Raw genomic sequence first — 26,833 nt, forward strand, 5'->3', positions numbered from 1 at the left:
TCGTGGCCAAGACCGAAAAGAAGGACGGGAAGAGGGCCGACGGGAACGGCAAGCTCTCCGCGAAGAAGTACGCGAAGCAGCTCCGGCGCCTGCAGGTCGAGCTGTGCCATCTCCAGGAGTGGGTCAAGCACAAGGGCCTGCGGGTCATCGTGATCTTCGAGGGACGCGACGGCGCCGGCAAGGGCGGCACGATCCGCGCCCTCACCGAACGCGTCAGCCCGCGCGTCTTCCGGCTCGTCGCGCTGCCCGCGCCGTCGGACCGCGAGAAGAGCCAGATGTACATCCAGCGCTACATGGCGCACTTCCCCGCCGCGGGCGAGGTCGTGATCTTCGACCGGAGCTGGTACAACCGGCTCGGCGTCGAACGCGTCATGGGGTTCTGCACGGACGAGCAGTACGACCGCTTCCTCGAGCTCTGCCCCGTCGTCGAGAAGTACATCACGGACGGCGGCATCCTCCTGATCAAGTACTGGCTGGAGGTCGGCAACAAGGAGCAGGAACGCCGCTTCGAGGCGCGCATCACGGACCCGATCCGCCAGTGGAAGCTGAGCCCCATGGACCTTCCTGGGCGTTCGAAATGGTACGAGTACTCCCTCGCGCGCGACCGGATGCTCAAGGCGACCGACACCCGGCACGCGCCCTGGGCCCTCGTCCGCTCCGACGACAAGAAGAAGGCGCGCCTGGAACTGCATCGCGGACTTCCGGAGCCGGATTCCGTACAAGAAGGTGCCGCGCGAGAAGATCAAACTGCCGAAGCGCTCGGCGAAGCACGCCTACGACGACCAGGCGTCGCTCAAGGGCCGGCGGTTTGTCCCCGAGAAATACTGACGCGGCGACCTACTTCAGGCCGAAGTCGACGCGGCTCGCGCGCGCCTTGTCCTTCGGCGCCGCGGCCTGCGTGCCGGGCTCGAGGACGAAGATGCGCGCCGCGTCCGCCGCGGCCGGGCCCGTGAGGTAGTCCTTCACGGCGTTCGACCGCGCGAGGGCGAGCTGCCGGAGGTCGTCGTCTCCGACCTGCTCGTTCACGAGCATGAGCTTCTCAATCTCGTCGGCCGGCAGGTCCTTCGCGAATCCGAGCGTCGTCCGCGGCTTCGGGAACTTCTCCTTCTTGTACGCCCTCTTGAGGTAGACCTCGCGCTCGGCGGCCTCCACGACGACGCCATCCACGCTCGCGGGGGCGGCTCCCGACCTCGCGAGGTCGGGCAGCTTCTGCGCCTTGATCTTCCGTTCGACGCGGGCGGTCCGCAGCCCCTTCGAGATCCGCGCCCGAGAACCGCCCGGTCGCCTGGAGCTTCAGCGCGGGCCGGTCGTGGAGCGCTTTCGCGAGTGCGTCGAGCTTCTTCTTCCCCGCGTCGTCCAGCGTCGTGAGGCCGTCCGGGAAGTCCACGCTGGAGAGCTCGTCGCCCTTGCCGCCGAAGAGCTTTCCGAGGAGCGCGAACGGCGCCGTGACCGCCTTCGAGATCAAGTTCCCGAGGACCTGCCAGACGATCTTGCCGATCCGGAACTTCGGGTCGTCGAGCGAGCCCTCGATCGGGAGGTCGAGGTCGATGACCCCGTCCTTGTCCTTCAGGAGCGAGACGGCGAACTTCACGGGGAGCTTCGTCGCGCCCTTGCTTTCGACCTTGTCGCCGAACTCAAACTGGTTCACGAGAAAGCGGTTCGATGCGTTCAGCTTGCGGTTCACGACCTTGTAGGCAACCTCCATCGTGAGCGAGCCGCTCGCGATCGTGTAGCCCGCGTACGCCCCCGAGTAGGGCGTGAAGGACGGAAGGTCGATGTCGCGAAAGCTCGCCTTGACGTCCGCGAACGTCGCCGCCGCGAGCGGGTTGATCGTGCCCGAGACCTGCAGGGGGGAGTGGTTTGCGAGGCTGCCGCGCAGATCGAGCGTGGCGACGGTGCCCTCCTCGGACGAGAGACCCGTCACGCGGCCGCCGAGGTCCCCGAGCGTCGCCGAGTAGTTCGGCCTGATGAAGTGGTCCGCGATGCCGATGCGTCCGCCCTGAAGAGTGATCTCGTCGATCCGGATCGGCATCGTGAGCCGCGCGTCCTTCTCGCCCGGCGCGGCCGCCGCCGCGGCAGTTGCGGGTGCGGGATCTGGAGCCGAAGCCGGCCTTGCGTCGGCCGGCGGCCCAACCTCTTCGTCCTCTTTCGGAGCGGGCGCCCCGACGATCTTCCGGAGGTTTACGGTCCCGTCGGCCTCGATCGTGACGTCGCAGGCGAGACCGACGGCCGCGAGCTGCTTCACCTCGAGGAAGAGAGGGTTGTAGCCTGCCTTCATCCCCGTCGCCGAAAACGACTCCCACTTCAGGAAATCCAGCTTCGTCGACTCGTCGACCGCGAGAACGTTTGCGACGAGGGCGTTTCCCGTGTAGACGACGCTGGCCTTGCCGGCCGGGTCCTCGCGCAGCGCGAGCGTCCCGCCCGCGCTCACGAGGCCCCTTGCAAGCTCGAGCCTCAGATTCGGGAGGACGTATGCCTCCAGCGGCACGAGGTCGACGTCTTTCACGGCCACCTTGAGGTCGGCGTAAATGGGACGGAAGCCCACGGGCCCCTTCGCGGTCGCGACGCCCTTGCCGTCCACGCCGAACTTCGTGGCAAGTGTCCCCTTCGAGCCCTTCGCCGTCGAGAGATTCTCGAGCAGGACGTCGGTCTTCGTGAGCGAGTAGCGCGCCGGGTGGTCCCAGCCGCGGTCGTCGATCTTCACGGTCCATCCGCGGAGGTCGATCTTCCTGAGCGTGACGTCCCACGGGGCCGACGGCGGCGGCGGCTTGGCCGGGTCCGGCCTGGGCACCAGCTCCATGAGATCCGCGTTGCCGTCCTTCTCGCGGACGATGGCGAGAAAACCGTTCGTGCCGGTGAAATCTCCGAGGACGAACGTGTGCCTCCCGACGTCCAGCGAAGAGCCCGTCAGCGCGAGCGTCGCAGCCGTGAAGAACGGCTCCTTCTCGCTCTTCTTCCTCACGCGCGGCCCCGCGACCGTGATCGCAAGGTCGTCGAGCGTCGTGTTCGCATCCTTCCCGGTCGAAAACGTGTACCGGGTCTTCAGGCCGAGAACGCCCGCGTCGATCGAAGCGGGGACGAACTCGTCGACGAACGTCGTATAGCGCTTGAGGGGCGCCCCCTCCACCGAGAAGGTCCCGGCGACGGCGACGGCGGCGGGATTCATCGAGAGAGTGCCCGCGTTGCGAAACGTCTCGCCGGCGTCGCTCCTCGCAGAGGCCTCGAAGGCGGCTGGGCTTCCCGGAACCGTCGAGAACCCCTTCACGGAAGCGGCGACGTCGGACAGGACCGCATGGAAGGAGGGATGGAAGGCGAAATCGTCGTAGTGGACGACGCCGCCGGAGATCGCCGCCTCGGCGAGCTGGACGAGGAACGGCTTGGCGGCCGCGGTCGATGGTACCGGCGCGCCCCGCCCCTCTTCACCCTTCGAAGGAATCCTCGTCTTCGTCTTTCCCGGCGCCGCGAGCGCGTTCGCGATGTCGTGCTCGGCCATCGTGTTGCGGCGGACCCAGAGTTCCGGCGCCGTGAGCTTCAGGCTCCGGAGCTTCGCGGACCGTCCGAACACCTCGATCGCGTCGGCGTCCGCGTCGAATCGCTCCCACGCGACGAGGGGCTTTCCGTTCTGCGACACGGCAACCTTGCGGAGCGCCGCCGTGCCGGAGACGACGAGGGCGGGGTCGCCTGCCACGGGCTGCGTGAACGCGAGGACGAGCTTCGCGTCGAGCCGCGCCGACGTGATTTTCGACGGGATGTCGGCGGGAACGTACGCGAGGTAGAACGGGACGTCGACGTCCGAGAGGTTCAGGTCGAGCGTCGTCTCGCGGGACGCGCTGAACGGCTTCGTCTTTCCGTGCAGCACGAACGGGGCGCCGTTCACCTTCGCCTCGAAGGCGGGCTGCGTCGTGATCTCGACCTTCGACGGGATGTTCGAGAGGAACGGGATCCCGATCAAGACGTCGCGGACGGCGTGCTTCGTCTTCTTCGGGCGGTCGTCGAAGTCCACGCTGCCGCCCGAGACCCGGATGTTGTTCAGGGAGAACCGCAGCGGTTTGTCATCCTTCGGCTTCGGCTTCGAATATTCTTCGATGAGGTCGGAGACGCTGTACGCCGATTCCGTGACACGCGCGAGATGGACCGCAGGTTTCTCGAGCGTGATCGCCCGGAGAACCGGCCCGCCGCGGAAAACGGACGAGACCTCGGCGTTCACGTAGAGGCTCTCGAAGGACAGGAACGGGCCCGTCCCGTCGCGGTCCCTCACGTCGAGGCCCTTCAGCGTCACGGAGAGCGCGAAGGGATTGACCGACATTTCGCGCAGCGTCGCCTTGCGGTGCAGCGCCTCGCCGATCTTCCGCTCGACGACGGGACGAAGGATCGCGGGGAGAAGGAGAAATCCGACGAGGGACCAGAAGGCGAGCAGGACGCCAGCGACGATCGCAGCCTTGCGCACGCGCGGGTGCCGCAGCGTTTCCGGAATGTTCACGATCAGAACTCCACTCCTGTCGAAAGGTCGCGCTCAGGCCTCGTCCGCGAGAGCGCGCCAGGCGTAGCCCGCGAGAACGGCGCCGGCGAGCGGGGCGACCCAGAAGAGCCAGAGCTGCTCGACGGCCCACCCACCGACGAAGAGCGCGGGACCCGTGCTGCGGGCCGGGTTCACGGACGTGCCCGTGACGGGAATGCACACGAGATGGATGAGTGTAAGGCCGAGGCCGATCGCGATCGGCGCGAAGCCGGCGGGCGCCCGCTTGTCCGTCGCGCCGAGGATGATCAGGAGGAACATGAACGTGAAGACGACCTCGGCGACGAGGCAAGCCATCAGCCCGTAGCCGCCCGGCGAATGTGCGCCGTAGCCGTTCGATCCGAAGCGGCCGGCCTCGAAGCCCGGTTTGCCGCTCGCGATGACCCAGAGCACCGCGGCCGCTGCGATCGCGCCCGCGACCTGCGCGACCACGTACTTCAGAAGGTCACCGGCTGGAAAACGGCCCGCCGACCAGAGCCCGACCGACACCGCCGGGTTGAAGTGGCCGCCCGAAATCGGCCCGACGGCATACGCCATCGTGAGGACCGTGAGGCCGAACGCGAGCGAGATTCCCAGGAAGCCGATCCCAAACTGGGGAAACGCCCCGGCGAGGACCGCGCTGCCGCAGCCTCCGAGGACGAGCCAGAACGTACCGAGACACTCCGCAGCGACCTTCTTGACCATGAGACTCAGCCTCCTGTTGGAATCGGTGCATCGCTGGAGCGGATGCCCGGATTCGGACGAAGTGTGATCGTGTGCCGGACTCTACATAATTCCGGGCATGACGGCCAATCTCACACCCCAGTACCACGACGCCGAAGAGAGATTCAAGCGCGCGACGGACCACGCGGAGAAGCTCGCGGCTCTGCGCGAGATGATCGCCCTCCTCCCGAAGCACAAGGGCACGGAAAAGATGCTCGCCCACCTGCGCAAGCAGGTTTCCAAGCTCGAGGACGAGGCCGATCGGCCCGCGCACGGCGGCCACGGGCACCGCGCCGAAATCGGGCACGTCAAGCGCGAGGGGGCCGGCCAGTGGGTGCTCCTCGGGGCGCCGAACGCGGGCAAGTCGTCGCTCCTCGCGGCCCTCACGCACGCGCACCCCGAGATCGGCGAGTACCCCTTCACCACGCGCGCGCCGCTGCCCGGGATGATGGAGTTCGAGGACGTGAAGGTGCAGCTCGTAGACACCCCGGCCGTGGCCGAGGGGCACACCGAGCCGTGGCTCCCGAATCTCGCGCACGACGCCGACGGCGTCCTCCTCGTCGTGGACGTCACGGCCGACGACGGCGGTTCCGCCGCTCTGCTCCACGACCTCCTCGCCCGGGCGCGCGTGTGGCCCGCGACTCGGGCGCGGCCGGCCGACGCTCCGTCGTTCCTCGCCTCGAGGCCCGTCCTCGTCCTCGGAAACAAGAGCGAGGACGACGACGGCACGTTCGCGAGGCTCGCGAAGGAGGCGATCGGCGCGGACCTGCCGTTCTTCCCCGTGTCGGCGGCGACGGGCGCCGGCCTCGAGCCGCTGCGCGCGGTCCTCTTCCAGACTCTCGGGAAGATCCGCATCTACCCGAAGGAGCCCGGGAAGAAGCCGAACCTCGAGAGCCCGTTCGTGCTCCCGGCGGGCGCGACGATCCACGACCTCGCCGTCCACGTCCACAAGGAGATCGCCGAGCGGATGAAGTTCGCGCGCATCTGGGGGCACGCGAAGTTCGACGGCCAGCAGGTGGACCGCCACCACGTCCTCGCGGACAAGGACGTGGTGGAGCTGCACGCCTGAGGGCGGGCCGGGTCACCTCCGGTAAATCGTCTTCCCTTCCTTGATCGTCTCGAGGACCTTGACGTCCTTGATTGCCATCCGGTCGACCTTGAGCGGATTCCGGTCGAGGACGACGAGGTCGGCGAGCTTGCCGGCCTCGAGCGAGCCCTTCGTCTTCTCCTCGCCGTACTGCTCCGCCGCCCAGATCGTCATCGCCTTCAGGCCCTCCATCGGCGTGACGCGCTGATCGGGCCCGATCTCGGCGCCGGCGCGCGAGACGCGGTTCACGGCCGTCCAGAGCATGAACATCTGGTCGAGAGGAGCGACGACGAAATCCGTGTGGTTCGTTGGGCGCAGCCCGGCGTCGATGGCGTCGCGCATCGGGCTGATGTACGCCGCCTGGTCCTTCCCGCGATTCGCGATGTGGGCCTCGGCGAAATAGTACGTGTGGAGCGTGTAGAACGAGGGGCGGACCTTGTACGCGACGAACTTCGGGATCTGGTCCTTGCGCAGGAACTGCGTGTGGATCGTCGTGACGTTCCAGGGCTTCGAAAAGTCGCCCGCCCGCGCGAACTCGTAGGCCTTCAGGAAGCCGTCGATTGACGCGTCGCCGTTGCAGTGCAGGTTCAGCGGCACGCCCATGTCGTAGACCTTCTTGACCATCGCGTTGGCCGTGTCCTGCGGGAACGTCAGCTCGCCCTTCCAGTTCTTCTCGCCACCGGGTCCCCCGGTGAGGTAGGGCGTCGTGAAAGCGGCGGTACGCCCCTGGGGCGAGCCGTCCATCGTGATCTTGACGCCGCCGATCTTGAAGCGCTTCTCGTAGGTTCCCCAGCTTGCGAGCGGGAATTCCTTGAGGACGTTGTCGACGTCGGTGATGAAAGGGTACGCGACGACGTCGATGACGTTCGCACCGGCCGCCGTGGCACGCTTCATCGTCTGGATCTGCGGGAGATGGCTCGCCCCTTCATGGGCGGTCGTCACGCCGGCCTCGGCGTAGAGCATCTGCCCCGCCTTCGTCCACTCGATTTCCTGCGCCGGCGTCATGGCCTCCGCCTTCTCCATGACCGGGAGGAACGCGGTCTCCATGATCAGGCCCCAGGGCTCCTGAGTGCCGGGCTTCCTCACGATGACACCGCCCGGAGGCGTCTTCGTCGCTTCGCCGATCCCGTACTTCTTCAGCGCGAGGGTGTTCATCACGGCCCCGTGCATCGACACGTGGTCGATCCGCACCGGGTTATCCGGGAACGCGGCATCGAGGTCGTCCCGGTTCAGGAGTCGGCCATCCGGCATGACGGTGTCGTCGTAGCCGTAGGCCATGACCATTTCGCCCTTCGCGATCTTGCGGTCTACCGCGAACTTCCTGAGCTCGGCGACGATGCTCGGGACGTCCTTGCCGGGGCCAGCCGGCGGCGCATAGAGCTTGCACTGGTTCGCAACGAGCAGCGAGTTGATGTAGTGCGAGTGCGCGTCGATGAAGCTCGGCATCAGCGTCTTGCCGCCGAGGTCGACGACCTTCGTCGCGGCGCCCTTGTGAGCCTTCTCGACGTCGGCCTTGCTCCCAACCGCGAGGATCTTTCCGTCCTTGACGGCGACGGCCTCGGCCGTGGGCATCTTGTCGTTGACGGTGACGATCTCGCCGCCGGTGTAGATCGCGTCGGCGGTCTTCTCGGGAAGCGGGCCGGATGGCGCGCAGCCGACGGAAAACACGAGAGCGCAGACCATCAGCGCCCCGACCGGAAACGTCGGTTTCATGTGACCTCCTCGAGCGTTCAGTTGCCCGGCGTGTACCAGATCGGCGAACTCCAGGCACGTTCCTGGATGGTCGCCGGCACCTTCGTCAAGGGGGGCATGTTGAGGCGCGCCGCGTCATACGTGTTCCAGCGCGGGGTCGGGATCTCGAGGACACGGGCGTAGTAGAAGGCGCGCTCGGAAGCCTTGAAATCGGGATCGGTCCAGCCCGTCGCAAGCTGCGGGGCGCCGATGCTGTTCGTGTACGTCGCGGTTTTCACGTCCACCGTGTTGCCGACCAGAGGCAGCTTGCCGTTCGCGCCGATCTTCCGGTCGCCGGACCACGCGACGTCGTAGACCTTCTCGCGCTGCTTGCCGGCCGCGTCGAGCCAGCCCTTCACGATCTGGACACGGTCGAGATTGCCGCTCTTGGGGTCCTTGAGCGCCACGACCAGGAACGTCGGCGCCTTGCCGGCGCCCTTCTTCAGGTCTCCGCCCATCGGGACGCCCTTGGCGTAGGCCAGCTTGACGAAGTCCGCCTTCTTCACGTCGTCGGGGGCATAGTCGAAGCCGCCGAAGAAGCGCACCTTCATCATCGGGCCCGTCGTCCCGAAGGTCTCCTTGCGCTGCATCGCATCCCAGATCGCCTCGCGCGTGTTCTGCGGGGCCCAGACCCCGGCCAGACCGGCCGAGCTGAACTCCTGGATCTGCTGGATCTGACCTGCCGGCGCACCCGGGATTCCGGTCAGACGCTCCTTCGCGTTGTTCTCGAACGCGAACTTGCCGGTGAAGTTGTATTCCTCGTGGCTGGCCGCCGCGTTGTGCGTGTCGGTGTCGCCGATGAAGCCGTATTTGAAGGGATCGCCCGCACCGCGTGCGGCCTGGCTCATCCCGTCGAGCAGCGCCTGGCGCACGAAACTGCCCTTGCGATGAGTCGGCCGCTCGAAGTCCGCCGACAGCGTGTAGTCCCACTGCTCGAAGCCGGCGAATTCGTCTTTCGGCGACAGGTCGGGGTGGGTCTCCGACGTGCCCTTGATCTGGGTGATTTCGTACAGCGGTTCGTTGGCGGCGCGGGTTTTGTTGTAGGCCGCGTCAATCGGCTTGCCGTCGCGCTTCACCATGTCGAACATGAGGCCGTCGCTCGCATTGGCGTTGTGCGGGATGGCGAAAAGCGTCGAGCCCTTGGCGCGCTGGTCCTCCATCCACTTCCACAGGACCTCGGGGTCGTCGGAATCAAGCGCCGAGAGCACCATGTCCGGCAGGTGCTTCGTGTCGCGGAAGACCACGACGCGGTGCAGGTTGCGCTTCTGCGGGTTCGACGTCCATTCGAACCCGGCGAACGTCGTGAACTTGCCAGGGACGTAATTCGCTTCCGCCGCCTTGATGATCTCCGCCCAGACGGAGCGCGCGAGCGCCGGATCGCTCAGCTGCGGGTCGCGCTTACCCTCGCTCATGTCGCGCAGGATGCCGGCGAACGTTTGCAGCCGCACGTTCGCGTCCGGCGAGTTCACGCCCTTGGCGATCTCCGTCTTGCTGATCGGGCTGTCGGGGTTCGACATCTGGTTGAAGACGCCCATGTACTCGGCATGGTCGGCCACCATGTAGAAGTCCAGCGGGACCTTGAGCTGCATGTCCGGCCCGCCGCTCCCGGTGATCGGCCTGCCCTGCGCCCAGGCGTAGGCGTCCGTCGGTGTCGTCTTGGAGCCGTTGGTCAGCGCGTCGAACGACCACCCGGTGTGGACATGGACGTCGCCGAAGTAGGCGTTGTTGTCGGGGTTCGGCGCCGGCAGGGAGGCCGCGGGCGCGGACGGCGCAGTTGGAGCGGCCGAGGTGGCGGCCGGCGGCCGCGACTTCGAGCAAGCGGCGAGAGCCAGTGCAAGAGTGACGACGCCCAGCGTGGCCCTGGTCCCTGGGGAAGCGAGTGTCATGAGGGCTCCTCTCGGTTCAGGCTGAGATCCAGTCTTAGCCTAACCCAGGAGGAGCCCGGACGCGATCAGCCGGCGGACATCGAACCCAGGAACTCCGCGTTGTTCTTCGTCTTGTCCAAACGCTCGATGAGGAGCTCCATCGCCTCCACCGTCGAGAGCGGGTTCAAGACCTTGCGGAGGATCCACACGCGGTTGAGCTCCTGCTTCTCGAGGAGCAGCTCTTCCTTGCGCGTGCCCGACTTGTTGAGGTCGATGGCCGGGAAGACGCGGCGGTCGACGAGCTTGCGGTCGAGGTGGACCTCCATGTTGCCGGTCCCCTTGAACTCCTCGAAGATGACGTCGTCCATGCGCGAGCCCGTGTCGATGAGGGCCGTCGCGATGATCGTCAGCGAGCCGCCCTCCTCGATGTTGCGCGCCGCGCCGAAGAACCGCTTCGGCTTCTGGAGCGCGTTCGCGTCCACGCCGCCCGACAGGACCTTGCCCGACGGCGGGCACGTCGTGTTGTAGGCGCGCGCGAGGCGCGTGATCGAGTCGAGGAGGATCACGACGTCGCGCTTGTGCTCGACGAGGCGCTTCGCCTTCTCGATGACCATCTCGGCGACCTGCACGTGGCGCGTCGCGGGCTCGTCGAAGGTCGAGGAGATGACCTCGCCCTTCACCGAGCGCTGCATGTCCGTGACTTCCTCGGGCCGCTCGTCGATCAGGAGGACGATGAGCGTGACCTCGGGGTGGTTCGTCGTGATGGAGTTCGCGAGCGCCTGCAGGAGCATCGTCTTGCCCGTGCGCGGGGGCGCGACGATGAGGCCGCGCTGACCCTTGCCGACGGGCGCGATGAGGTCGAGGACGCGCGAGGACATGTTCGGAGTCTCGAGGCGGATCCGCTCCTGCGGGTAGAGCGGCGTCAGGTTGTCGAAGAGGATCTTTTCGCGCGCGACGTCCGGGTGCTCGAAGTTGACCGCCTCGACCTTGATGAGAGCGAAGTAGCGCTCCCCTTCCTTCGGCGGGCGGATCTGGCCGGAGATCGTGTCGCCCGTGCGCAGCCCGAACTTGCGGATCTGCGACGGCGAGACGTAGATGTCGTCCGGGCCGGCGAGGTAGTTGTACTCGGGGGCGCGCAGGAAGCCGAAGCCGTCCGGCAGCACCTCGAGGACGCCCTCCGAGAAGATGAGACCCAGGCGTTCCGTCTGCGTCTGGAGGATCTTGAAGATCAGCTCCTGCTTGCGCAGCGCGGGCGCGCCCTCGACCTCGAGCTCCTGCGCGATCTTGAGGAGCTGCGGCATCGTCTGGTTGTGGAGCGTGCGGATGTCGAGCATCGGCTCGGCGGGGGCGGCCGGGGCCGGCTGCTCTTCCACGTCGGCGGGAAGGTCGCGGGGATCGATGTCGCGGACGGCGTAGTCGGCGCCGGGGACCTTGCGTCGGGGCATGGGGTTACTCCTTCGGGGCGGGTGCGAGCGCCGCGCGCAGGAGGCGCGCGAGCTCGGGCAGGTTTTCGCCGGTCTCGGCCGAGACGGGCAGGAGGGGGCGATCCGGGGCGGCGAAGGCGGCCGAGAGCACGCGCAACTGGCGTACGCGCTGCGACGGCTTCACGGCATCCCATTTCGTCGCAGCGACGAAAGTGGGGACCGAAGATTCTCTTAGAAAGAGGGACATGGAGAGGTCCCTCTCCTGCGGTTCTATGCGGCTGTCGACGAGGAGGAGCGCGGCGGTGGCGCCGGCGGGCGTCGCATCGGCCTCCTCGGGCGAGCCGACGAGCAGAGTCTCTATCAACCCTTCAAAGGAAATTCTCTTTTCCTTTCCCGTCTTCGCATAGCCGTATCCCGGGCAGTCCACGACGTCGAAGCGGTCGCCGACGCGGTACCAGTAGAGGGCCTGCGTGCGGCCCGGGGTCTGGGACACGCGCGCGACCTTCACGCCGAGAAGCGCGTTCAGGAGGCTCGACTTCCCCACGTTCGAGCGGCCGAGGACCGCGAGCGCCGGAAGGGCATTTTTCGGGCACTCGCCCGGACGGTGGCCGGCCAGGGCGAGGCGGACTTCCGCGCCGGAGGCGAGCACACCCTTGGCGCCGCCGGGCCGTGAGCCGGCGCGCGACCTCGCGGAGGACAAAGTCGTCTTCATTGGATGAGTCGAATTCCCCGGGGAGGGGAAAGAAAAGATTTCTTAGAAGGTGAAGAGGGACGGGAGCCCGTCCCGGAACGGAGCTTATCAGAGAGGGCGGGCTGGCCTTACTGAGGAGTCGTGGTCCCGGCTTCGGCCGCCAGGTCCTTCGGCACCATCGGCGAGGGCGCGCCCTCGAGAGTGAGCCGCACGACCTCGTCCACGTCCTCGACGAGGTGGAACTCCATGACGTTCCGGATCTCTTCCGGCAGGTCGTCGAGATCCTTGTCGTTCTCCTTCGGGAGGACGATCGTCGTGATCCCCGCGCGGTAGGCCGCGAGGAGCTTCTCCTTGATGCCGCCCACGGGCAGAACCTTTCCCCGGAGCGTGATCTCGCCCGTCATCGCGATGTCCTTGCGGACCGGGATCCGCGTGACGGCCGAGAGGATGGACGTCGCCATCGTGATGCCCGCCGAGGGGCCGTCCTTCGGGATCGCGCCCTCGGGAATGTGGATGTGGATGTCCTTCTTCTCGTAGAAGTCGGGCTCGGCGCCGTAGAGCTCGGCCCGCGTGCGCACGTAGGAGAGCGCCGCGCGCGCGGACTCCTGCATCACGTCCCCGAGCTGGCCCGTCAGGACGAGGTTGCCCTTGCCGCGCATGAGCGTCGTCTCGATGTGGAGGACGTCGCCGCCCGTCTCGGTCCACGCGAGGCCCGTCGTGAGCCCGATCTCGGCCTTCTCGCCCTTCTTGCTCAGCCGGTACTTCGCCTTGCCGAGGAACCCGGCGAGGTTGTCGGCCGTGACCGTCACGGGCGTCTCGACGTCCTTGCCGACGATCTTGCGCGCGATCTTCCGGCAGACCGAGGCGATCTCGCGCTCGAGGCTGCGGACGCCGGCCTCGCGCGTGTACTTCTCGATGAGCCCATAGAGGGCGCCGTCCTCGAACACCGCCTGATCGGGCGTGAGGCCGTTTTCCTTGACCTGCTTCTTGACGAGGAACTGCTTCGCGATGGCGACCTTCTCGTTCGGCGTGTAGCCGGAGAGGACGATGATCTCCATCCGGTCCTTGAGGGCCGGCGGGATCGGGTGGATCACGTTCGCGGTCGCGATGAACATGACCTTAGAGAGGTCGTACTCCGCGTCGAGGTAGTGGTCCACGAAGGAGTGGTTCTGCTCGGGGTCGAGGACCTCGAGGAGCGCCGACGACGGGTCGCCCCGGAAGTCCATCGACATCTTGTCGACCTCGTCGAGCAGGAACACGGGGTTCACGGTCCCCGCCTTCTTCATGAGCTGGATGATCTGGCCCGGGAACGCGCCGATGTACGTCCGCCGGTGCCCGCGGATCTCGGCCTCGTCGCGCACGCCCCCGAGCGAGAGGCGGACGAACTTGCGGTTCAGCGACTTCGCGATGCTCTTCGCGAGCGACGTCTTGCCGACGCCGGGAGGGCCCGCGAAGCACAGGATCGAGCCCTTCGTCTCCGTGACGAGCTGCCGGACGGCCAGGAACTCGAGGATGCGCTCCTTGACCTTCTCGAGGCCGTAGTGGTCCTCGTTCAGGATCTTCTCGGCGCGCTTGATGTCCTTCGCCTCGCGCGTCGCCTTCTTCCAGGGCACCGTCACGAGCCAGTCGATGTAGTTGCGCGAGACGGTGGCCTCGGCGGAGACGTTCGGCATCGCCTCGAGACGCTTGAGCTCGGCGAGCGCCTTCTCCTTCGTCTCCTTCGGCATCCCCGCCTTCTCGATCTTGCCGCGGAGCTCCTCGATCTCGTCGGACTTGTCGTCCTTCTTGCCGAGCTCCAGGTGGATCGCCTTGATCTTCTCGTTGAGGTAGTACTCCTTCTGGGCCCGCTCCATCTGCTTCTTGACCTTGTTGTTGATCCGGCGATCGATGTTGATCTTCTCGATCTCGATCTCGAGCAGGTCCTGGAGCTTCTGGAGGCGCTCGAGCGGGTTGACCGTCTCGAGGAGCGCCTGCTTCTCTGGCGTCGGGATGGACGACGGCAGGTGCCCGGCGAGCATGTCGCAGAACGCGTCGGCGTCGTCCATCTTGAGGGACGAGAGGAGACCCTCGAACGCGAGGTGGTGCGAGAGCTTCGCGTACTGCTCGAACACGGCCAGCACCTTCGAGAGGTACGGGCCGACGTCGCCGGCCGCGGCGCCGAGCGCGCGGGGAACGAGGGGCTCGACCGTGACCCCGAGGTGGCCGACGCCCGGCGAGAACGACCGGATCGTTCCGCGCACGACGCCCTCGACCATGACCTTGATGTGGCCGTTCGGGAGCTTGAGCGACTGGACGACCGACGCGATGACGCCGGTCTCGTGGATGTCGCCCGCGGCGGGCTCGTCGATCTTCGGGTCCTTCTGAGCCGCGAGGAAGATCTTCTTCTCGGGTGTCGCGAGCGCGGCCTCGAGGGCGGCGATCGACGAGGCGCGGCCGACGACGAACGGCGCCATCATCCGCGGAAACACCACCATGTCGCGGAGCGGCACGAGCGGGAGCGTGCGCGGGGCGGTCGCGGCGGGCTCGAGGGAGGTCGGCTCAGTCATCGGGACACCGAACCCAATTTCAGCCGGCCTTCCGGAGCGAGAGAATCGGCGCGGCGCGGCGCAGGACGGCGTCCTTCGTGATGACGCATTCCTCGATCTCCTCCTCGGAGGGGACGCGGTACATGACGTCCAGCATGATCTCCTCGAGGATGATCTTGAGCCCGCGCGCGCCGACGTTGCGCACGATCGCCTCGTCCGAGATCGACTCGAGCGCGTCGTCCGTGAACCTCAGGGCCACGTTCTCGAAGTCGAGGAGCGCCTGGTACTGCTTGATGAGGGAGTTCTTCGGCTCCTTGAGGATCGCGACGAGGGCGTCGCGGTCGAGGTCGTGCAGCGTCGCGACGACGGGCACGCGGCCGATGAACTCGGGAATCATCCCGAACTTGATCATGTCCTCGGGATGGACTTTCTCGAGCGTGTCGCCGGCGCGCTTCTCCTTCTTGGAGACGATCTTCGCGCCGAACCCCATGGACTTCTCGGTCAGGCGGCGGCCGATGATGTCCTCGAGCCCGACGAACGCGCCTCCGCAGATGAAGAGGATGTTCGTCGTGTCGATCTGGATGAACTCCTGGTGCGGGTGCTTGCGGCCGCCCTGCGGGGGCACGTTCGTGATCGTGCCCTCGAGGATCTTCAGGAGCGCCTGCTGCACGCCCTCGCCCGAGACGTCGCGCGTGATGGAGGGGTTCTCGCCCTTGCGCGCGATCTTGTCGATCTCGTCGATGTAGACGATCCCGCGCTCGGTCTTTTCCTTGTCCTGCCCCGCGGCCTGGTAGAGCTTGAGGATGATGTTCTCGACGTCCTCGCCGACGTAGCCGGCCTCGGTGAGCGTCGTCGCGTCCGCGATCGTGAACGGGACCGAGAGCATCTTGGCCAGGGTCTGCGCGAGAAGGGTCTTTCCCGTCCCGGTGGGCCCGATCAGCAGGATGTTCGACTTCTGGAGCTCGACGTCGAGCTTGCGGTTCTTCTCGAAGTAGTCGATCCGCTTGTAGTGGTTGTAGACGGCGACCGCGAGCTTGCGCTTGGCCGTCTCCTGCCCGACGACGTACTCGTCGAGGAACTCCTTGACCTCGCGCGGCTTCGGGAGCTTCGTCTCGGGCTTGGCCTGGTCGAGGACCCGGTCTTCCGCGATGATGTCGAGACAGATGTCGACACACTCGTCGCAGATGTAGACCGTCGGCCCCGCGATGAGCTTCTTCACGTCGCGCTGGGACTTGTTGCAGAAGCTGCAGCGCAGGACGTCGCCCGTGCCCGTTTTCTTCGTCATCGCTACCCCGGCCCCCCCTGGAAGGTCCTGAGGAGGCATCTTACCGCCTCGGGTTCTTACGGAACAAACTCCGGGGTCCGGGCATTCCCGCCGCCCCCGGGGCCGCGGAGCCTACCCTATGATCCGCTCCGTCGAGATGATGCAGACGGCCCGACGCGCCTCGGCGGCCGCGCTCCTGGCGGCCACGCTCGCGGCGCCCGGCGCCCACGGCGAGGACGCCCCCGCCCCCGCCCGGTTCCGGCTGTTCCCGGAGTCCGCGGCCCCCGCCGAGTCGAAGCCCGCGGGCGGAACCGCGGATGCGGTCGCGGACAAAAAGGAGAAGCGCTTCTGGTTGGCGGCAGGCGAACTCCTCGCCGTCGAAGCGATCACCTGGGGCTACAACAGGTACGTCGCCGACCAGCCCTACGCTCGGATCTCCTGGCAGTCCGTGCAGGACAACGTCCGGGTGGGATTCGCCTACGACAACGACAAGTTCACGACGAACCAGCTCGGCCACTCCTTCGGCGGCAGCTTCTATTACAACGCGGCGCGTTCGAACGGCTTCACGTTCTACGAGTCGGCGCTCTTCACGTTCGCCGGCAGCGCCCTCTGGGAGATCGCCGCCGAGACCCAGGGGCCTTCCCTCAACGACCTCGTGAACACGACGCTCGGCGGAATGGTCACGGGCGAGGCCTCCCACCGCCTCGCCCAGGCACTCCTCGACGACCGGGCTCGCGGGGGCGAGCGGATCGGCCGGGAAGCGCTCGCGGGCCTGGTCGACCCCGTGCAGCTGTTCACGCGCCTCCTCACGGGAGACCTCTGGGCCGTGCGGCCGGAGCGCGGCCCGTACCTCCGGCCGTCGCGCTTCGTCGCCGAGATCGACGGGGGCTGGCGCCACGTCGTCCCGGACCGGGCTCCGGACGCGGACCAGACCGTCGTCTCGATACTCGCGAGGTACGGTGACCCGTTCGACCGCACCGTCTCCCGACCGTTCGACGCCTTCGAGCTCCGCCTGGAGGCGTCCTCGCCGAACCCGTCGTGGCTCACCCGCCTCGACATTCAGGGCCTCCTCGCGGGACGGGACCTGGACGGGTCGGGCCCGGCGCGCCACCTCCTCGCGGTCCTCATGGAGTTCGACTACACGAACACCGACACGCGCGTCTTCAGCGCGCAGCTGTTCCGGTTCGGACTCCTCTCGAAACGCCCGCTGGGAGCGAAGGCCGAGCTGCGCACGGAAGCCCTCGCCGTCGTCGCGCCGCTCGCCGCGGTGAAAAACGACTACCTCGCGGAGTCGAGCGGAATCGTCGGCCGTGCCTTCGACTACGGGCCGGGAGCCGGCGCGTCGGCGGCGCTGCGCGTGCGGCGCCGCGAGCTCGACCTCGCGACGCTCGCGTATGCGGTCCTCTGGACGCACACCTCGAACGGCATTTCGCGCAGCAACACCCTCCAGTCCTTCCGCGCGGAGGCGCGGATCCCCGTGGCGGGGGCGTTCGCCGTCGGCGGATCCTGGGGCTGGGAGAGGAGGCTCACCACGTACGACGAATTCGACACGACGCGCACGGACGCGACGCAGTGGCGCGCCTTCGCGTCGTGGATCTTCCGGTAAAGGACTAGGCGGGGACCTTCAGCTCCTCGCGGCGGCGGATCACGAGGTCGATGAGCCCGTACTCCTTGGCGCCGTCCGGCTCGAAGATGTTGTCGCGGTCCGTGTCCTTCGAGATCTTCTCGACGGGCTGGCCCGTGTGCAGGGCGAGGATCTCGTTGAGGCGCTGTTTCGTGCGCAGCATCTCGCGGGCCTGGATCTCGATGTCGGAAGCCTGGCCCTCGGCGCCGCCGTGCGGCTGGTGGATGAGGATGCGCGCGTTCGGCAGCGCCGCGCGCTTGCCCTTGGCGCCGCCCGCGAGGAGGAGCGCGCCCATCGAGGCGGCCTGCCCGAGACAGTAGGTCGCGACGTCGCACTTCACGTACTGCATCGTGTCGTAGATCGCGAGGCCCGCCGACACCGACCCGCCGGGCGAGTTGATGTACAGCGTGATGTCCTTCTCGGGGTTTTCCGCCTCGAGGAAAAGCATCTGCGCGATCACGAGGTTCGCGACGTCGTCGTTGATCGCCGAGCCCAGGAAGATGACGTTGTCCTTGAGCAGGCGCGAGTAGATGTCGTACGCGCGCTCGCCGCGGTTCGTCTGCTCGATGACCATCGGAATCAGCATGAGTTGGCCTCCAACGCCCCGTAGTCTACTCAGCCCGCGACGACGGCCTCGGCGACGAGGAAGTCGACGACGCGGTCGATCCGCAGCTCCTCGCGCACGCCCTCGACGCGGTCGGCCTTCACGAGCGCGGCCTTGAGCTCCGTGAAAGACATCCCCATCGCCTGCGCGCGGCGCTTGAGCTCGGCGTCGAGCTCGGTGTCCGTCACGGCGAGGCTCTCCTTCTCGCCGATCGCGTCGAGGAGCAGGTACTCCTTCACGCGGCGCTCGGCCGAGGGACGGGCTTCCTTGCGGAGCTCGTTCCAGTCGATCTGCGCGTCCTTGAGGTCCACGCCCTGCCGCGCCATGTGGCGGGCGTACTCCTTGAGCGCCGAGTCGATCTCGGACTCCACCATGGACTCGGGCGCGGGCACCTCGTTGAGCGCGAGGAGGCCGTCCAGCGCGGCCCGGCGCCGCTGCTCGCGGACGGTCTGCTCCTTCTCCCTCGAAACGGACTCCTGAACCTTTTCCCGGAGCATCGCGAGCGACGCGCCCTCGGGCGCCTCGCCCTCGCGCGGCGTGAGCGCGAGACGGGCAAGCTCGTCGTCGAGCGCGGGCAGAACGCGCGTCTTGATCGCGACGAGGTGGACCGTGTAGAGCACCGTTTTCCCAGCGAACTCCGAGTCGGAGACGTCCGCCGCGAAGCTCTTCTGGAAGCTCACCGTGGCGCCGGCCTCGGCGTTTCGCAGGTGCGCGGACAGCTCGGGCAGCGTGCCCTCGCCGCCGATCTCGACGAGCACTTTCTCGCGGTTGAAGTCCTCGCCGTCGCCGGAGGGGAACGTGCCCTTGATGTCGACGAGCGCGTGGTCGCCGTCCTTCACGGGGCGACCCTCGACGGCGTCGTACGTCGCGTGTCCCTCGCGGATGCGCCCGAGCACGCGGTCGACGTCCTCGGCGGTCACGGCCGTCGCGCCTTCCGGCACCTTCAGGCCGCGGTAGTCCTTCGGCTCCACCACGGGGCGCACCTCGAGGTCGGCCTTGAAGGCCAGCGGGGCGTCGAACTCGAACTTGAGGTCCGCGATCTTCGGCTGGCCGAGCGGGATGAGGTTCTTCTCGCGAAGGGCCTCCGCGAGGGACTCCTGGATGAGGCGCTCGAGCACCTCGCCCTTGATCTCCTCGGCGAACCGCTGGCGGATGATGTGCGCGGGGGCCTTTCCGGGGCGGAAGCCCGGGAGGCGGACCTGCTTCGCGAAGACCTTGATCGTCTTCTCGGTCGCCGCCTTCACGTCCTCGGCGGGGACCTCGAAGGTGAGGACTTTCTTCGTGGGGGATTCGTCGACGAAAGAGGTGAGCATCGTGTGTCCTTGTCGCTTTTTTCGGGGAAGCTGGTGCGGGAGGAGGGACTTGAACCCTCACGGGTCGCCCCACGGGATCCTAAGTCCCGCGCGTCTGCCAATTCCGCCACCCCCGCGGGCCCGGAGGGGCGGACGTTAGCTCATTTCTCGAGGTATTTCTTCATCCAGCCGAACACGGCCTCGTGCCACCGCTTGCTGTTCAGGGGCTTGAGGACCCAGTGGCCCTCGTCCGGGAAGACGAGAGCCTCGGCCGGGACGCCGTTGCCGCGCAGGACCGTGAACATCTGCAGGCCCTGGTCGACGGGAACGCGGAAGTCGAGCTCGTTCGTGACGATGAGCGTCGGCGTCTTGATGTTGTGGGCGTAAAGGTGCGGCGACCACTTCGCGAACTGCTTGCGGGCCGCTTCGCTCCACGGCGCGCCGCCGAACTCCCAGCCCGAGAACCACAGCTCCTCGGTCACGAGCGACATCGACTCGAGATTGAAGACGCCGTCGTGCGTGACGGCCGCCTTGAACCGGTTCGTGTGCCCGAGGATCCAGTCCACGGCGTAGCCGCCGTAGCTCGCGCCCGCGATGCCCTGCCTCGTCGCGTCGACGAACGGCAGCTTCACGACCGCGTCGAAGACCGCGTCGAGGTCCGTCATGACCTTGCCGCCCCAGTCGCCCGAGATCTCGTCCACGAACTTCTGGCCGAAGCCCGTCGAGCCGCGCGGGTTCGGCGCCACGACGACCCAGCCCTGCGCGGCCCACAGCGTCGGGTTCCAGCGCGCCGACCAGCCGTCCTCCCAGGCGCCCTGCGGGCCGCCGTGGATGAGAAAGACGACCGGATACTTCTTTGCCGCGTCGAACATCGGCGGCTTCACGAGCCAGTACTGCACGCGCGCGCCGCCTGCGCCCGTCGTCGACAGGCTTTCGGGCGCCGACATCGCGACGTCCTTCCGCCAGGAGCGGTTCTCGTCGGTCAGCGCCTTCGGAGAAGAGGAAGACGAAGAAGAAGCTTTTTCTTCGAGTGAGTAAGAAAAGACTTCGGGCGGAGCGGTGAGGGAGGCCTCGGTGAAGATGAGCGCTTTCCCGCTCGCGTTCGCCCTCACGCTTCCGATGTTCCCGCCCTTCTTGAGGAGACGGGGCTTGCCGCCCGCGAGGGACACTTCGAAGAGATCCCCTCTTCCCTCGCTCTCTGCCGTGAAGTACACGGTCTTGCCGTCGCGTGACAGTGTGAATTCCGAAACAGAGAGATCCGGTGCTTCGAACACCGTCCGCTTCGTCTTCGTCTTCCGGTCGTAGACGTCGAGGTACCAGCGGTCGCCCTCGAACGTCGGCCTGCGCTGGGCGCGGACGACGATCGAGGCGCCGTCGGGCGTGTACACGGGGTCGAAGTCGGCGGCCGGGTTGCCGGCCGTGAGCTTTACGGCCTCGCCGCCCGTCACGGGCACCGTCCAGACGTCCTTGTTCGTCGTGAACGCTTCCTTGTCGGCGCCGTCGCGGTTCGAGACGAACGCGATCTCCTTGCCGTCCGGCGAGAAGGCGATCCCGCCGTCCTCGTAGTGGTTTGGCGGCGAGTCGAAGTCGCCCGGGGTGACGTCCGTGAGCGCGCCCGAGGCGACGTCGAGGACGAACACGTGGTGCCGCACGTTCTCGCGCCACTCGTCCCAGTGGCGGTGCATCAGGCGGGTGATCCGGTGAACCTTGACCGGGTCCTTCTCGAATTCCTCGCGCGTCTTCTTGTTGCAGGCCTCGTCCGCGCAGGCCGGGTACACGTCCGACACGAACGCCAGCTTTCTGCCGTCCGGCGAGAAGACGAGCGGGTCTTGGGCGCCGGCCGAGAGATCCGTCACCTTGCGCGGCTCGCCGCCCGCGAGGTCGAGGAGCCACACCTGCGGCGACCCGAAGCGCGTCGACACGAAGGCAAGCGTCTTGCCGTCCGGCGAAAAGCGCGGCGCGCTGTCGGCCTTCTCGTGGCGCGTCAGGGCGCGCGGCGGAGTCGAGCCGTCGGCGGGCACGAGCCAGATGTCCGCGTTGCGCTTGCCGGCGGCGAGGTCGGTCGTCGTCCGGACGAACGCGACCCACCTGCCGTCGGGCGACAGCTGCGGGTCGCCGACGCGCACGGTCGTGAGGTTGTCCTCGATCGTCATGGGCCGGGCGGCGAATGCGGGGAGGGAGAGAGAGAAGAAGAAAAGAAGAAGATTTCTTAGAAGGTGAAGGGGGCGGCGGGGCGCGACGGAGCGCGACGGGCGAGCGCAGCGGCTCAGGATCTCTCTCTTGACCATTCTAAGAATCCCCTCTTTCTCTTCTTTTTCCGGTCTTTCACAAGAAAAAGGCCGGCCGTTTTCACGGCCGGCCTGGTCACGAGATGGTGAGCCGAGAGGGACTTGAACCCACAACCCAGAGATTAAGAGTCTCTTGCTCTGCCAATTGAGCTATCGGCCCGTTCTTCCCTCCCTGGCGGTAGGAGGGCGGCGAAATATACACGAACCGGGTCAAAGGCTCCAAGCCTCTCCCCCGGCCCCTCTATCGCTTCTTTATGAGCTGCTTGATCTCGTTGTTCCCGAGGGGGGACGAGGCCGCGATGATCAGGGCGGCGTTGCCCGTCCCGATGTCCGGGAGGGCGCACACGGACGAGACGCAGCCGTCCCCGGCCGTCACGCCCCGGAACAGGATCTGCGGCGGCCGGACCGTCGAGACGACGCGGATCGACACGTGGACGCCGGGGAGGGGCTTCTCGGTGAGCGACGTCGTCGCCTTGAGCGTCAGCGTCACCTTCCCGCCCGACATGAGCTCGGCGTCCGACGTGAGCGAGAGCTCGAGGTGCTCGGACGCCGCTTCCGAAGCCAGGTAGTCGACGATCACCTGGTCCAGCGAGCGCATCCCGGACCCCGGGCGTTTCGTCCCGGCGCCGGATGCGGACGCGGGCGACGCGCCGGACGAGGGCTTGCGTGGGGCCGCCACCGTGGGTGGCGCGGCCGCCGGCGCCGGCGGAGGCGCCGGAGCGGGAGGAGCCGGAGCGGGAGCCGGAGAAGCGGGCGGAGGAAACGCCGGGGCCTGGCCCGTCGAAACCTTCGGGGGGGGCTGACCGGGTGCGCGCGCCGGAGAGGGCGCCTTGCCGGGCAGAGGTTCGGACGGCGCCGCGAGGATGGCGTGGACGGCTGCGAGCGCCGCCGGCGAGACCCGATCGGTGGACGGCAGCGTGTCGTCGGCCCAGTCGGACGGCGCCTCGCCGATTTTCCCGGTGTCGAGGCGTCCCCTGCGGATGGCCTCGATGACCCGCCGGTGCTGCAGATCCATCATCTCCCGCAGCGCCTTCTCGTCCACCCGGTCGCCCGTGATGAGGTCCTTGTAGGGGCTCTTTTTGGACAGCAGGATCTCGCCGCCCACGTACACGAGCGACTCGACGACGGGGTTCGCGACGCCGCGATCCTCCGTCTGCACGTGGTACACGCGCTCCGCGTGTTTCACGTCCGTATTGAACCCGGTGATCACGTGACCGCAAATTCTAGCGGAAACGGCGGTTAGCGCCGCGCAAGAAGCGGAGCCAGGTACTTCCCCGTCACCGAGCGGGCGCTTTTCGCAACCTGCTCGGGCGTCCCCTCGGCCACGAGGTCGCCGCCGCGGGCGCCCCCCTCGGGCCCGAGGTCCACGACCCAGTCGGCCGTCTTGACGACGTCGAGGTTGTGCTCGATCACGATGACCGTGTTCCCGCGCTCGACGAGCGCGTGGAGGACGCTCAGGAGCTTCTTCACGTCGTCGAAGTGGAGACCCGTCGTCGGCTCGTCGAGGATGTAGAGCGTCCGCCCGGTGGCGCGCCGAGCCAGCTCGCGCGCGAGCTTCACGCGCTGCGCCTCGCCGCCCGAGAGCGTCGTCGCGGGCTGGCCGAGCTGGATGTAGCCGAGCCCGACGTCGTTCAGCGTGTCGGCGATCGTCTTGATCGGCGGGACGTTCGCGAAGACCTCGCCGGCCTGCTCGGCCGTGAGCGCGAGGACGTCGGCGATGTTGAGCCCCTTGTAGCGGACCTCGAGCGTCTCGCGGTTGTAGCGCTTGCCGCCGCAGACGTCGCACGTCACGTAGATGTCCGGGAGGAAGTGCATCTCGATGGCGATCTGGCCGCCGCCGCCGCAGTTCTCGCAGCGGCCGCCCTTCACGTTGAACGAGAAGCGGCCGGGGCCGTAGCCGCGCATGCGCGCCTCGGGCACCTGCGCCATGAGCTCGCGGATCGGGTTGAAGACGTTCGTGTACGTCGCGGGGTTCGAGCGCGGCGTGCGCCCGATCGGCGACTGGTCGATGTCGATGACCTTGTCGAGATGCTCGAGCCCCTCGAGCTTCCGGTGCGCGCCCGGCTTCGCCGTCGCCTCGTGGAAGAGGCGCGCGGCGGCCCGGTAGAGGATGTCGTTCACGAGCGTGGACTTCCCCGAGCCCGAGACACCCGTCACCGCCGTGAAGACGCCGAGCGGGAACCTCACGGTCACGTCCTTGAGGTTGTTCTCCGTCGCCCCGACGACGGCGAGCGTCTTGCCCGTCCCCTTGCGGCGAATCTTCGGCGCCTCGATCCGGAGCGCGCCCGACAGGTACTTGCCCGTGAGCGAGCGCGGGAACGACGCGAGCTCGTCCGCGGTGCCCTCGCCCACGATCTCGCCGCCGTGGATGCCGGCGCCGGGGCCGAGGTCCACGACGCGGTCCGCGAGCCGGATCGTCTCCTCGTCGTGCTCCACGACGACGACCGTGTTGCCGAGGTCGCGCATCGCCACGAGCGTGTCGATGAGCTTGCGGTTGTCCTTCGCGTGGAGGCCGATCGACGGCTCGTCGAGGACGTAGAGGACGCCCATGAGCTTGCTGCCGATCTGCGTCGCGAGGCGGATGCGCTGCGCCTCGCCGCCCGAGAGCGTCGCGGAGGCGCGGGAGAGCGAGAGATAGCCGATCCCGACGTCGTTCAGGAAGCCGAGGCGGTCGCGGATCTCCTTGAGGATTTTCCCGGCGATCTCCAGCTCGCGCGCCGTGGCTTTCAGCTTCGTGAAGAACGCCTGCGCGTCCTCCAGCGTGAGCGCCGTGAGCGTGTCGATCGAGCGCCCGTCCACGAGCACCGAGAGCGCCTCCGGCTTCAGCCGCCGCCCCTTGCAGTCCGGGCAGGGCGAGGCCGACATGTAGTTCTCCATCTCGGTCCGCGCGTCCTCGCTCTCGACTTCCTTGTACTTCGCCTCGAGGATCGGGACGAGGCCCTTGAACGCCGAGGACCAGTTGTACTCGCCCTTCTCGGACTTCCACTTCCACTTGATCTCGCGGTCGCCCGAGCCGTGGAAGATGATCTCGCGGACGTCCTTCGGCAGCTTCGACCACGGGACGTCGATCGAGAACTTCAGCACCTTGGCGAGGTGCTCGATCTGCCGGAGGCGCCAGTTCGCCGAGCCGGGCTTGTAGAGCGCGATCGCGCCGTCGCGGATCGAGAGCGACGCGTCGGGCACGAGCCGGTCCGGGTCCACCTTCTGGACCGACCCGAGGCCGCTGCACGTCGGGCACGCGCCGAACGGCGAGTTGAAGGAGAAAAGGCGCGGCGTGATCTCCGCGAGCGACGTCCCGCAGTCCGGGCAGGCGTAGCTCGTCGAGAGCGTCTCGTCCGACGTCGGCGCGTCGGCGCTCGCGCCGAGCGACCCGATCGTGACGAGCCCCTTCCCCACCTTCGTCGCCGTCTCCAGCGAGTCCGCGAGGCGGCGGCGCGTGTCGTCGTCGCGCTTGACGACGAGACGGTCCACGACGACCTCGATCGTGTGCTTCTTCTGCTTGTCGAGCTCGGGCGGGCTCTCGAGGTCGACCATCTTCCCGTTCACGCGGGCGCGGAGGAAGCCCTGCTTTACCATCTCCTCCATCTGCTTCCTGTACTCGCCCTTCTTCCCGCGCACGAACGGGGCGAGCAGCAGGAACTTCGTCCCCTCGGGCATCGCGAGCACGCGGTCCACCATCTGCTGGATCGTCTGGGCCGCGATCTCGCGCCCGCAGGACGGGCAGTGGGGCTTGCCGACCGACGCATAGAGGAGACGGAGGTAGTCGTAGATCTCCGTGACCGTCCCGACCGTCGAGCGCGGGTTCTTCGACGTCGTCTTCTGCTCGATCGAGATCGCCGGCGAGAGCCCCTCGATCGAGTCGACGTCCGGCTTCTCCATCTGCTCGAGGAACTGCCGGGCGTACGCCGAAAGGGACTCGACGTAACGCCGCTGCCCCTCGGCGAAGAGAGTGTCGAACGCGAGCGACGACTTCCCGGAGCCCGACACGCCCGTCAGGACGACGAGCGCGTTTCGGGGAATGGAGAGGGAGATGTTCTTGAGGTTGTGCTCGCGGGCGCCGCGAATGACGATCGCGTCCATAGGGGCGGGGATTATGGACCCGGTCTAAACGGGAGGCCTTGCCGCTCCCGGATTGCGGGCCTACGTTGCATTCGAGCCTTGCCGGCACGGGCTGAAAAGGAGGTCGACTCATGTCGTCCTTTGCTGTCCGTCTGTCCTCCACCGCCGCGCTCGTCCTCGCCGCCGGCCTGCTCGCCGGGTTGGGGCCGCCCCAGGACTCCTCCAGCGGCGGGACGCAGGCTCCGACGCCGCTCGCCCGGATCGCCCCTCCGGAAGCTACCGCTCCCGACGAAAACGTCCGGTCGGAGCCTCGAACCCTCGCCGCCGTTGCGCCGCCCACCGCGGCAGTGGTCACCCCTCCGGGCTACTTCTCGTACCTCTACGTTCCCGGAACCGCCTTGAGGCCCCGCCAGGGCGCCACGACCCAGGCTTCCGCCACGAACACGGGTTGCGTGTACGCCACCGCAGGATCGGACCTGCTGATGAACACCGAACTGCACCTCCCGGAAGGGTCCACTCTCAAGTACCTGCGGCTCTACTACAACGACACGGACGCGACGTTCAACTCTCGGGGTTGGATCACCAGGTATAACGGAACCACTTGGGAGGACCTGGTCTACGTCGTCTCGACAGGTTCACCCGGCGCGGGCTCCATCGTCAGTTCCGAATTGACGCACCCGGTAGACAACGCGAACTGGGGCTACACGCTCATCGGCGCTCCGTCCGGCCTGGGAAGCACCGTCCAGGCCTGCGGGCTGCGCGTGGCGTACTACGCGCCGTCTCAGGGCCAGTTCACCCCGATTACACCCTGCCGCCTCATCGACACGCGCGCGCCCGTCTTCCCCGCGCCGCTCGGCGGCGGCTGGCTGCCGGCCGCGACCGTGCGGTCCTACACGATCGCCGGAGTTTGCGGGCTGCCGGCCGGCGTGACGGCCGTGTCTCTGAACGCGACCGTCACGGGCCCCGCGGGGCCCGGATTCCTGGCTCTCTATCCCGAGGGCGGGACGTTCCCGCCCGTCTCGACGCTCAACTTCCTGGGCGGCGACACCATCGTGAACGCCGCGGTCGTTCCCCTGAGCGCGACGGGAGGGATCTCCATGGCGCTGGGCGTGTCCGGCGGACACGTCATCCTCGACGTCAACGGGTACTACTACTGAGAAC

Annotated in this window: 17 protein-coding genes, 2 tRNA genes and 1 pseudogene; 4 read left to right on the forward strand and 16 right to left on the reverse strand. The window is 67.5% G+C overall.

Annotation, left to right across the window (positions count from 1 at the left end):
- Nucleotides 1–2: 2 nt before the first annotated feature.
- Nucleotides 3–828: pseudogene (gene ppk2, locus IPL89_10760) on the forward strand (polyphosphate kinase 2).
- Nucleotides 829–837: 9 nt separating this feature from the next.
- Here the strand turns inward: ppk2 and IPL89_10765 are convergent.
- The 3 genes from IPL89_10765 to aqpZ are packed head-to-tail and all read right to left on the reverse strand — an operon-like array spanning nt 838 to nt 5,200.
- A complete protein-coding gene (locus IPL89_10765; protein MBK9063659.1) occupies nt 838–1,152 on the reverse strand; it encodes a hypothetical protein in 315 nt (104 codons plus the stop codon).
- Nucleotides 1,040–4,480, reverse strand: a complete 3,441-nt coding sequence (locus IPL89_10770) for a DUF748 domain-containing protein (protein MBK9063660.1) — start codon at nt 4,478–4,480, stop codon at nt 1,040–1,042. The genes IPL89_10765 and IPL89_10770 overlap by 113 nt, the downstream gene beginning before the upstream one ends.
- 33 nt (nt 4,481–4,513) lie before the next feature.
- Nucleotides 4,514–5,200: an aquaporin Z gene (gene aqpZ / locus IPL89_10775; GenBank protein ID MBK9063661.1), complete on the reverse strand. Its 687-nt coding sequence runs from the start codon at nt 5,198–5,200 to the stop codon at nt 4,514–4,516.
- A gap of 97 nt (nt 5,201–5,297) precedes the next feature.
- Here aqpZ and IPL89_10780 point away from each other — a divergent pair, with 97 nt between their 5' ends.
- The gene (locus tag IPL89_10780) at nt 5,298–6,287 is read left to right on the forward strand and encodes a 50S ribosome-binding GTPase (protein ID MBK9063662.1); all 990 of its coding nucleotides are present in this window, start codon (nt 5,298–5,300) and stop codon (nt 6,285–6,287) included.
- Between the two features lie 12 nt (nt 6,288–6,299).
- On the opposite strand, the gene IPL89_10785 is transcribed toward IPL89_10780, so the two are convergent.
- The 6 genes from IPL89_10785 to clpX all read right to left on the reverse strand — a co-directional run bounded on the left by IPL89_10785 (nt 6,300) and on the right by clpX (nt 15,826).
- Nucleotides 6,300–7,988 (reverse strand): amidohydrolase, encoded by a 1,689-nt coding sequence (locus IPL89_10785; protein ID MBK9063663.1) that lies wholly within the window; start codon nt 7,986–7,988, stop codon nt 6,300–6,302.
- 47 nt (nt 7,989–8,035) lie between these two features.
- Nucleotides 8,036–9,922: a DUF3604 domain-containing protein gene (locus IPL89_10790; GenBank protein MBK9063664.1), complete on the reverse strand. Its 1,887-nt coding sequence runs from the start codon at nt 9,920–9,922 to the stop codon at nt 8,036–8,038.
- 65 nt (nt 9,923–9,987) lie between these two features.
- Nucleotides 9,988–11,346, reverse strand: coding sequence for a transcription termination factor Rho (rho, locus tag IPL89_10795; protein MBK9063665.1), 1,359 nt, complete (start codon nt 11,344–11,346; stop codon nt 9,988–9,990).
- A gap of 4 nt (nt 11,347–11,350) precedes the next feature.
- Nucleotides 11,351–12,037, reverse strand: coding sequence for a ribosome biogenesis GTP-binding protein YsxC (gene ysxC / locus IPL89_10800; GenBank protein ID MBK9063666.1), 687 nt, complete (start codon nt 12,035–12,037; stop codon nt 11,351–11,353).
- Between the two features lie 107 nt (nt 12,038–12,144).
- Nucleotides 12,145–14,562, reverse strand: a complete 2,418-nt coding sequence (gene lon / locus IPL89_10805) for an endopeptidase La (protein MBK9063667.1) — start codon at nt 14,560–14,562, stop codon at nt 12,145–12,147.
- Nucleotides 14,563–14,581: 19 nt separating this feature from the next.
- Complete coding sequence (gene clpX / locus IPL89_10810; GenBank protein ID MBK9063668.1) at nt 14,582–15,826, reverse strand: ATP-dependent Clp protease ATP-binding subunit ClpX; 1,245 nt, start codon at nt 15,824–15,826, stop codon at nt 14,582–14,584.
- A 118-nt stretch (nt 15,827–15,944) separates the two neighbouring features.
- Here clpX and IPL89_10815 point away from each other — a divergent pair, with 118 nt between their 5' ends.
- Complete coding sequence (locus IPL89_10815) at nt 15,945–17,411, forward strand: DUF3943 domain-containing protein (protein ID MBK9063669.1); 1,467 nt, start codon at nt 15,945–15,947, stop codon at nt 17,409–17,411.
- Between the two features lie 4 nt (nt 17,412–17,415).
- On the opposite strand, the gene clpP is transcribed toward IPL89_10815, so the two are convergent.
- The 7 genes from clpP to uvrA form a co-directional block, all read right to left on the reverse strand.
- Nucleotides 17,416–18,015, reverse strand: a complete 600-nt coding sequence (gene clpP, locus IPL89_10820) for an ATP-dependent Clp endopeptidase proteolytic subunit ClpP (GenBank protein MBK9063670.1) — start codon at nt 18,013–18,015, stop codon at nt 17,416–17,418.
- 29 nt (nt 18,016–18,044) lie between these two features.
- On the reverse strand, nt 18,045–19,346 hold the full coding sequence (gene tig / locus IPL89_10825) for a trigger factor (protein ID MBK9063671.1): 1,302 nt from the start codon (nt 19,344–19,346) through the stop codon (nt 18,045–18,047).
- Between the two features lie 31 nt (nt 19,347–19,377).
- Nucleotides 19,378–19,462, reverse strand: a tRNA-Leu gene (locus IPL89_10830).
- A 24-nt stretch (nt 19,463–19,486) separates the two neighbouring features.
- A complete protein-coding gene (locus tag IPL89_10835; protein MBK9063672.1) occupies nt 19,487–21,613 on the reverse strand; it encodes a S9 family peptidase in 2,127 nt (708 codons plus the stop codon).
- An 84-nt stretch (nt 21,614–21,697) separates the two neighbouring features.
- Nucleotides 21,698–21,773 (reverse strand) — tRNA-Lys (locus IPL89_10840).
- An 81-nt stretch (nt 21,774–21,854) separates the two neighbouring features.
- Entirely contained in the window at nt 21,855–22,823 is a 969-nt protein-coding gene (locus IPL89_10845) for a hypothetical protein (GenBank protein ID MBK9063673.1), read from the reverse strand.
- Between the two features lie 29 nt (nt 22,824–22,852).
- Entirely contained in the window at nt 22,853–25,693 is a 2,841-nt protein-coding gene (gene uvrA / locus IPL89_10850) for an excinuclease ABC subunit UvrA (protein MBK9063674.1), read from the reverse strand.
- Between the two features lie 110 nt (nt 25,694–25,803).
- Here uvrA and IPL89_10855 point away from each other — a divergent pair, with 110 nt between their 5' ends.
- Nucleotides 25,804–26,829, forward strand: coding sequence for a hypothetical protein (locus IPL89_10855; GenBank protein MBK9063675.1), 1,026 nt, complete (start codon nt 25,804–25,806; stop codon nt 26,827–26,829).
- Nucleotides 26,830–26,833 lie beyond the last annotated feature (4 nt).

Source organism: Acidobacteriota bacterium, assembly GCA_016716715.1.
Classification (GTDB): domain Bacteria; phylum Acidobacteriota; class Thermoanaerobaculia; order UBA5066; family UBA5066; genus Fen-183.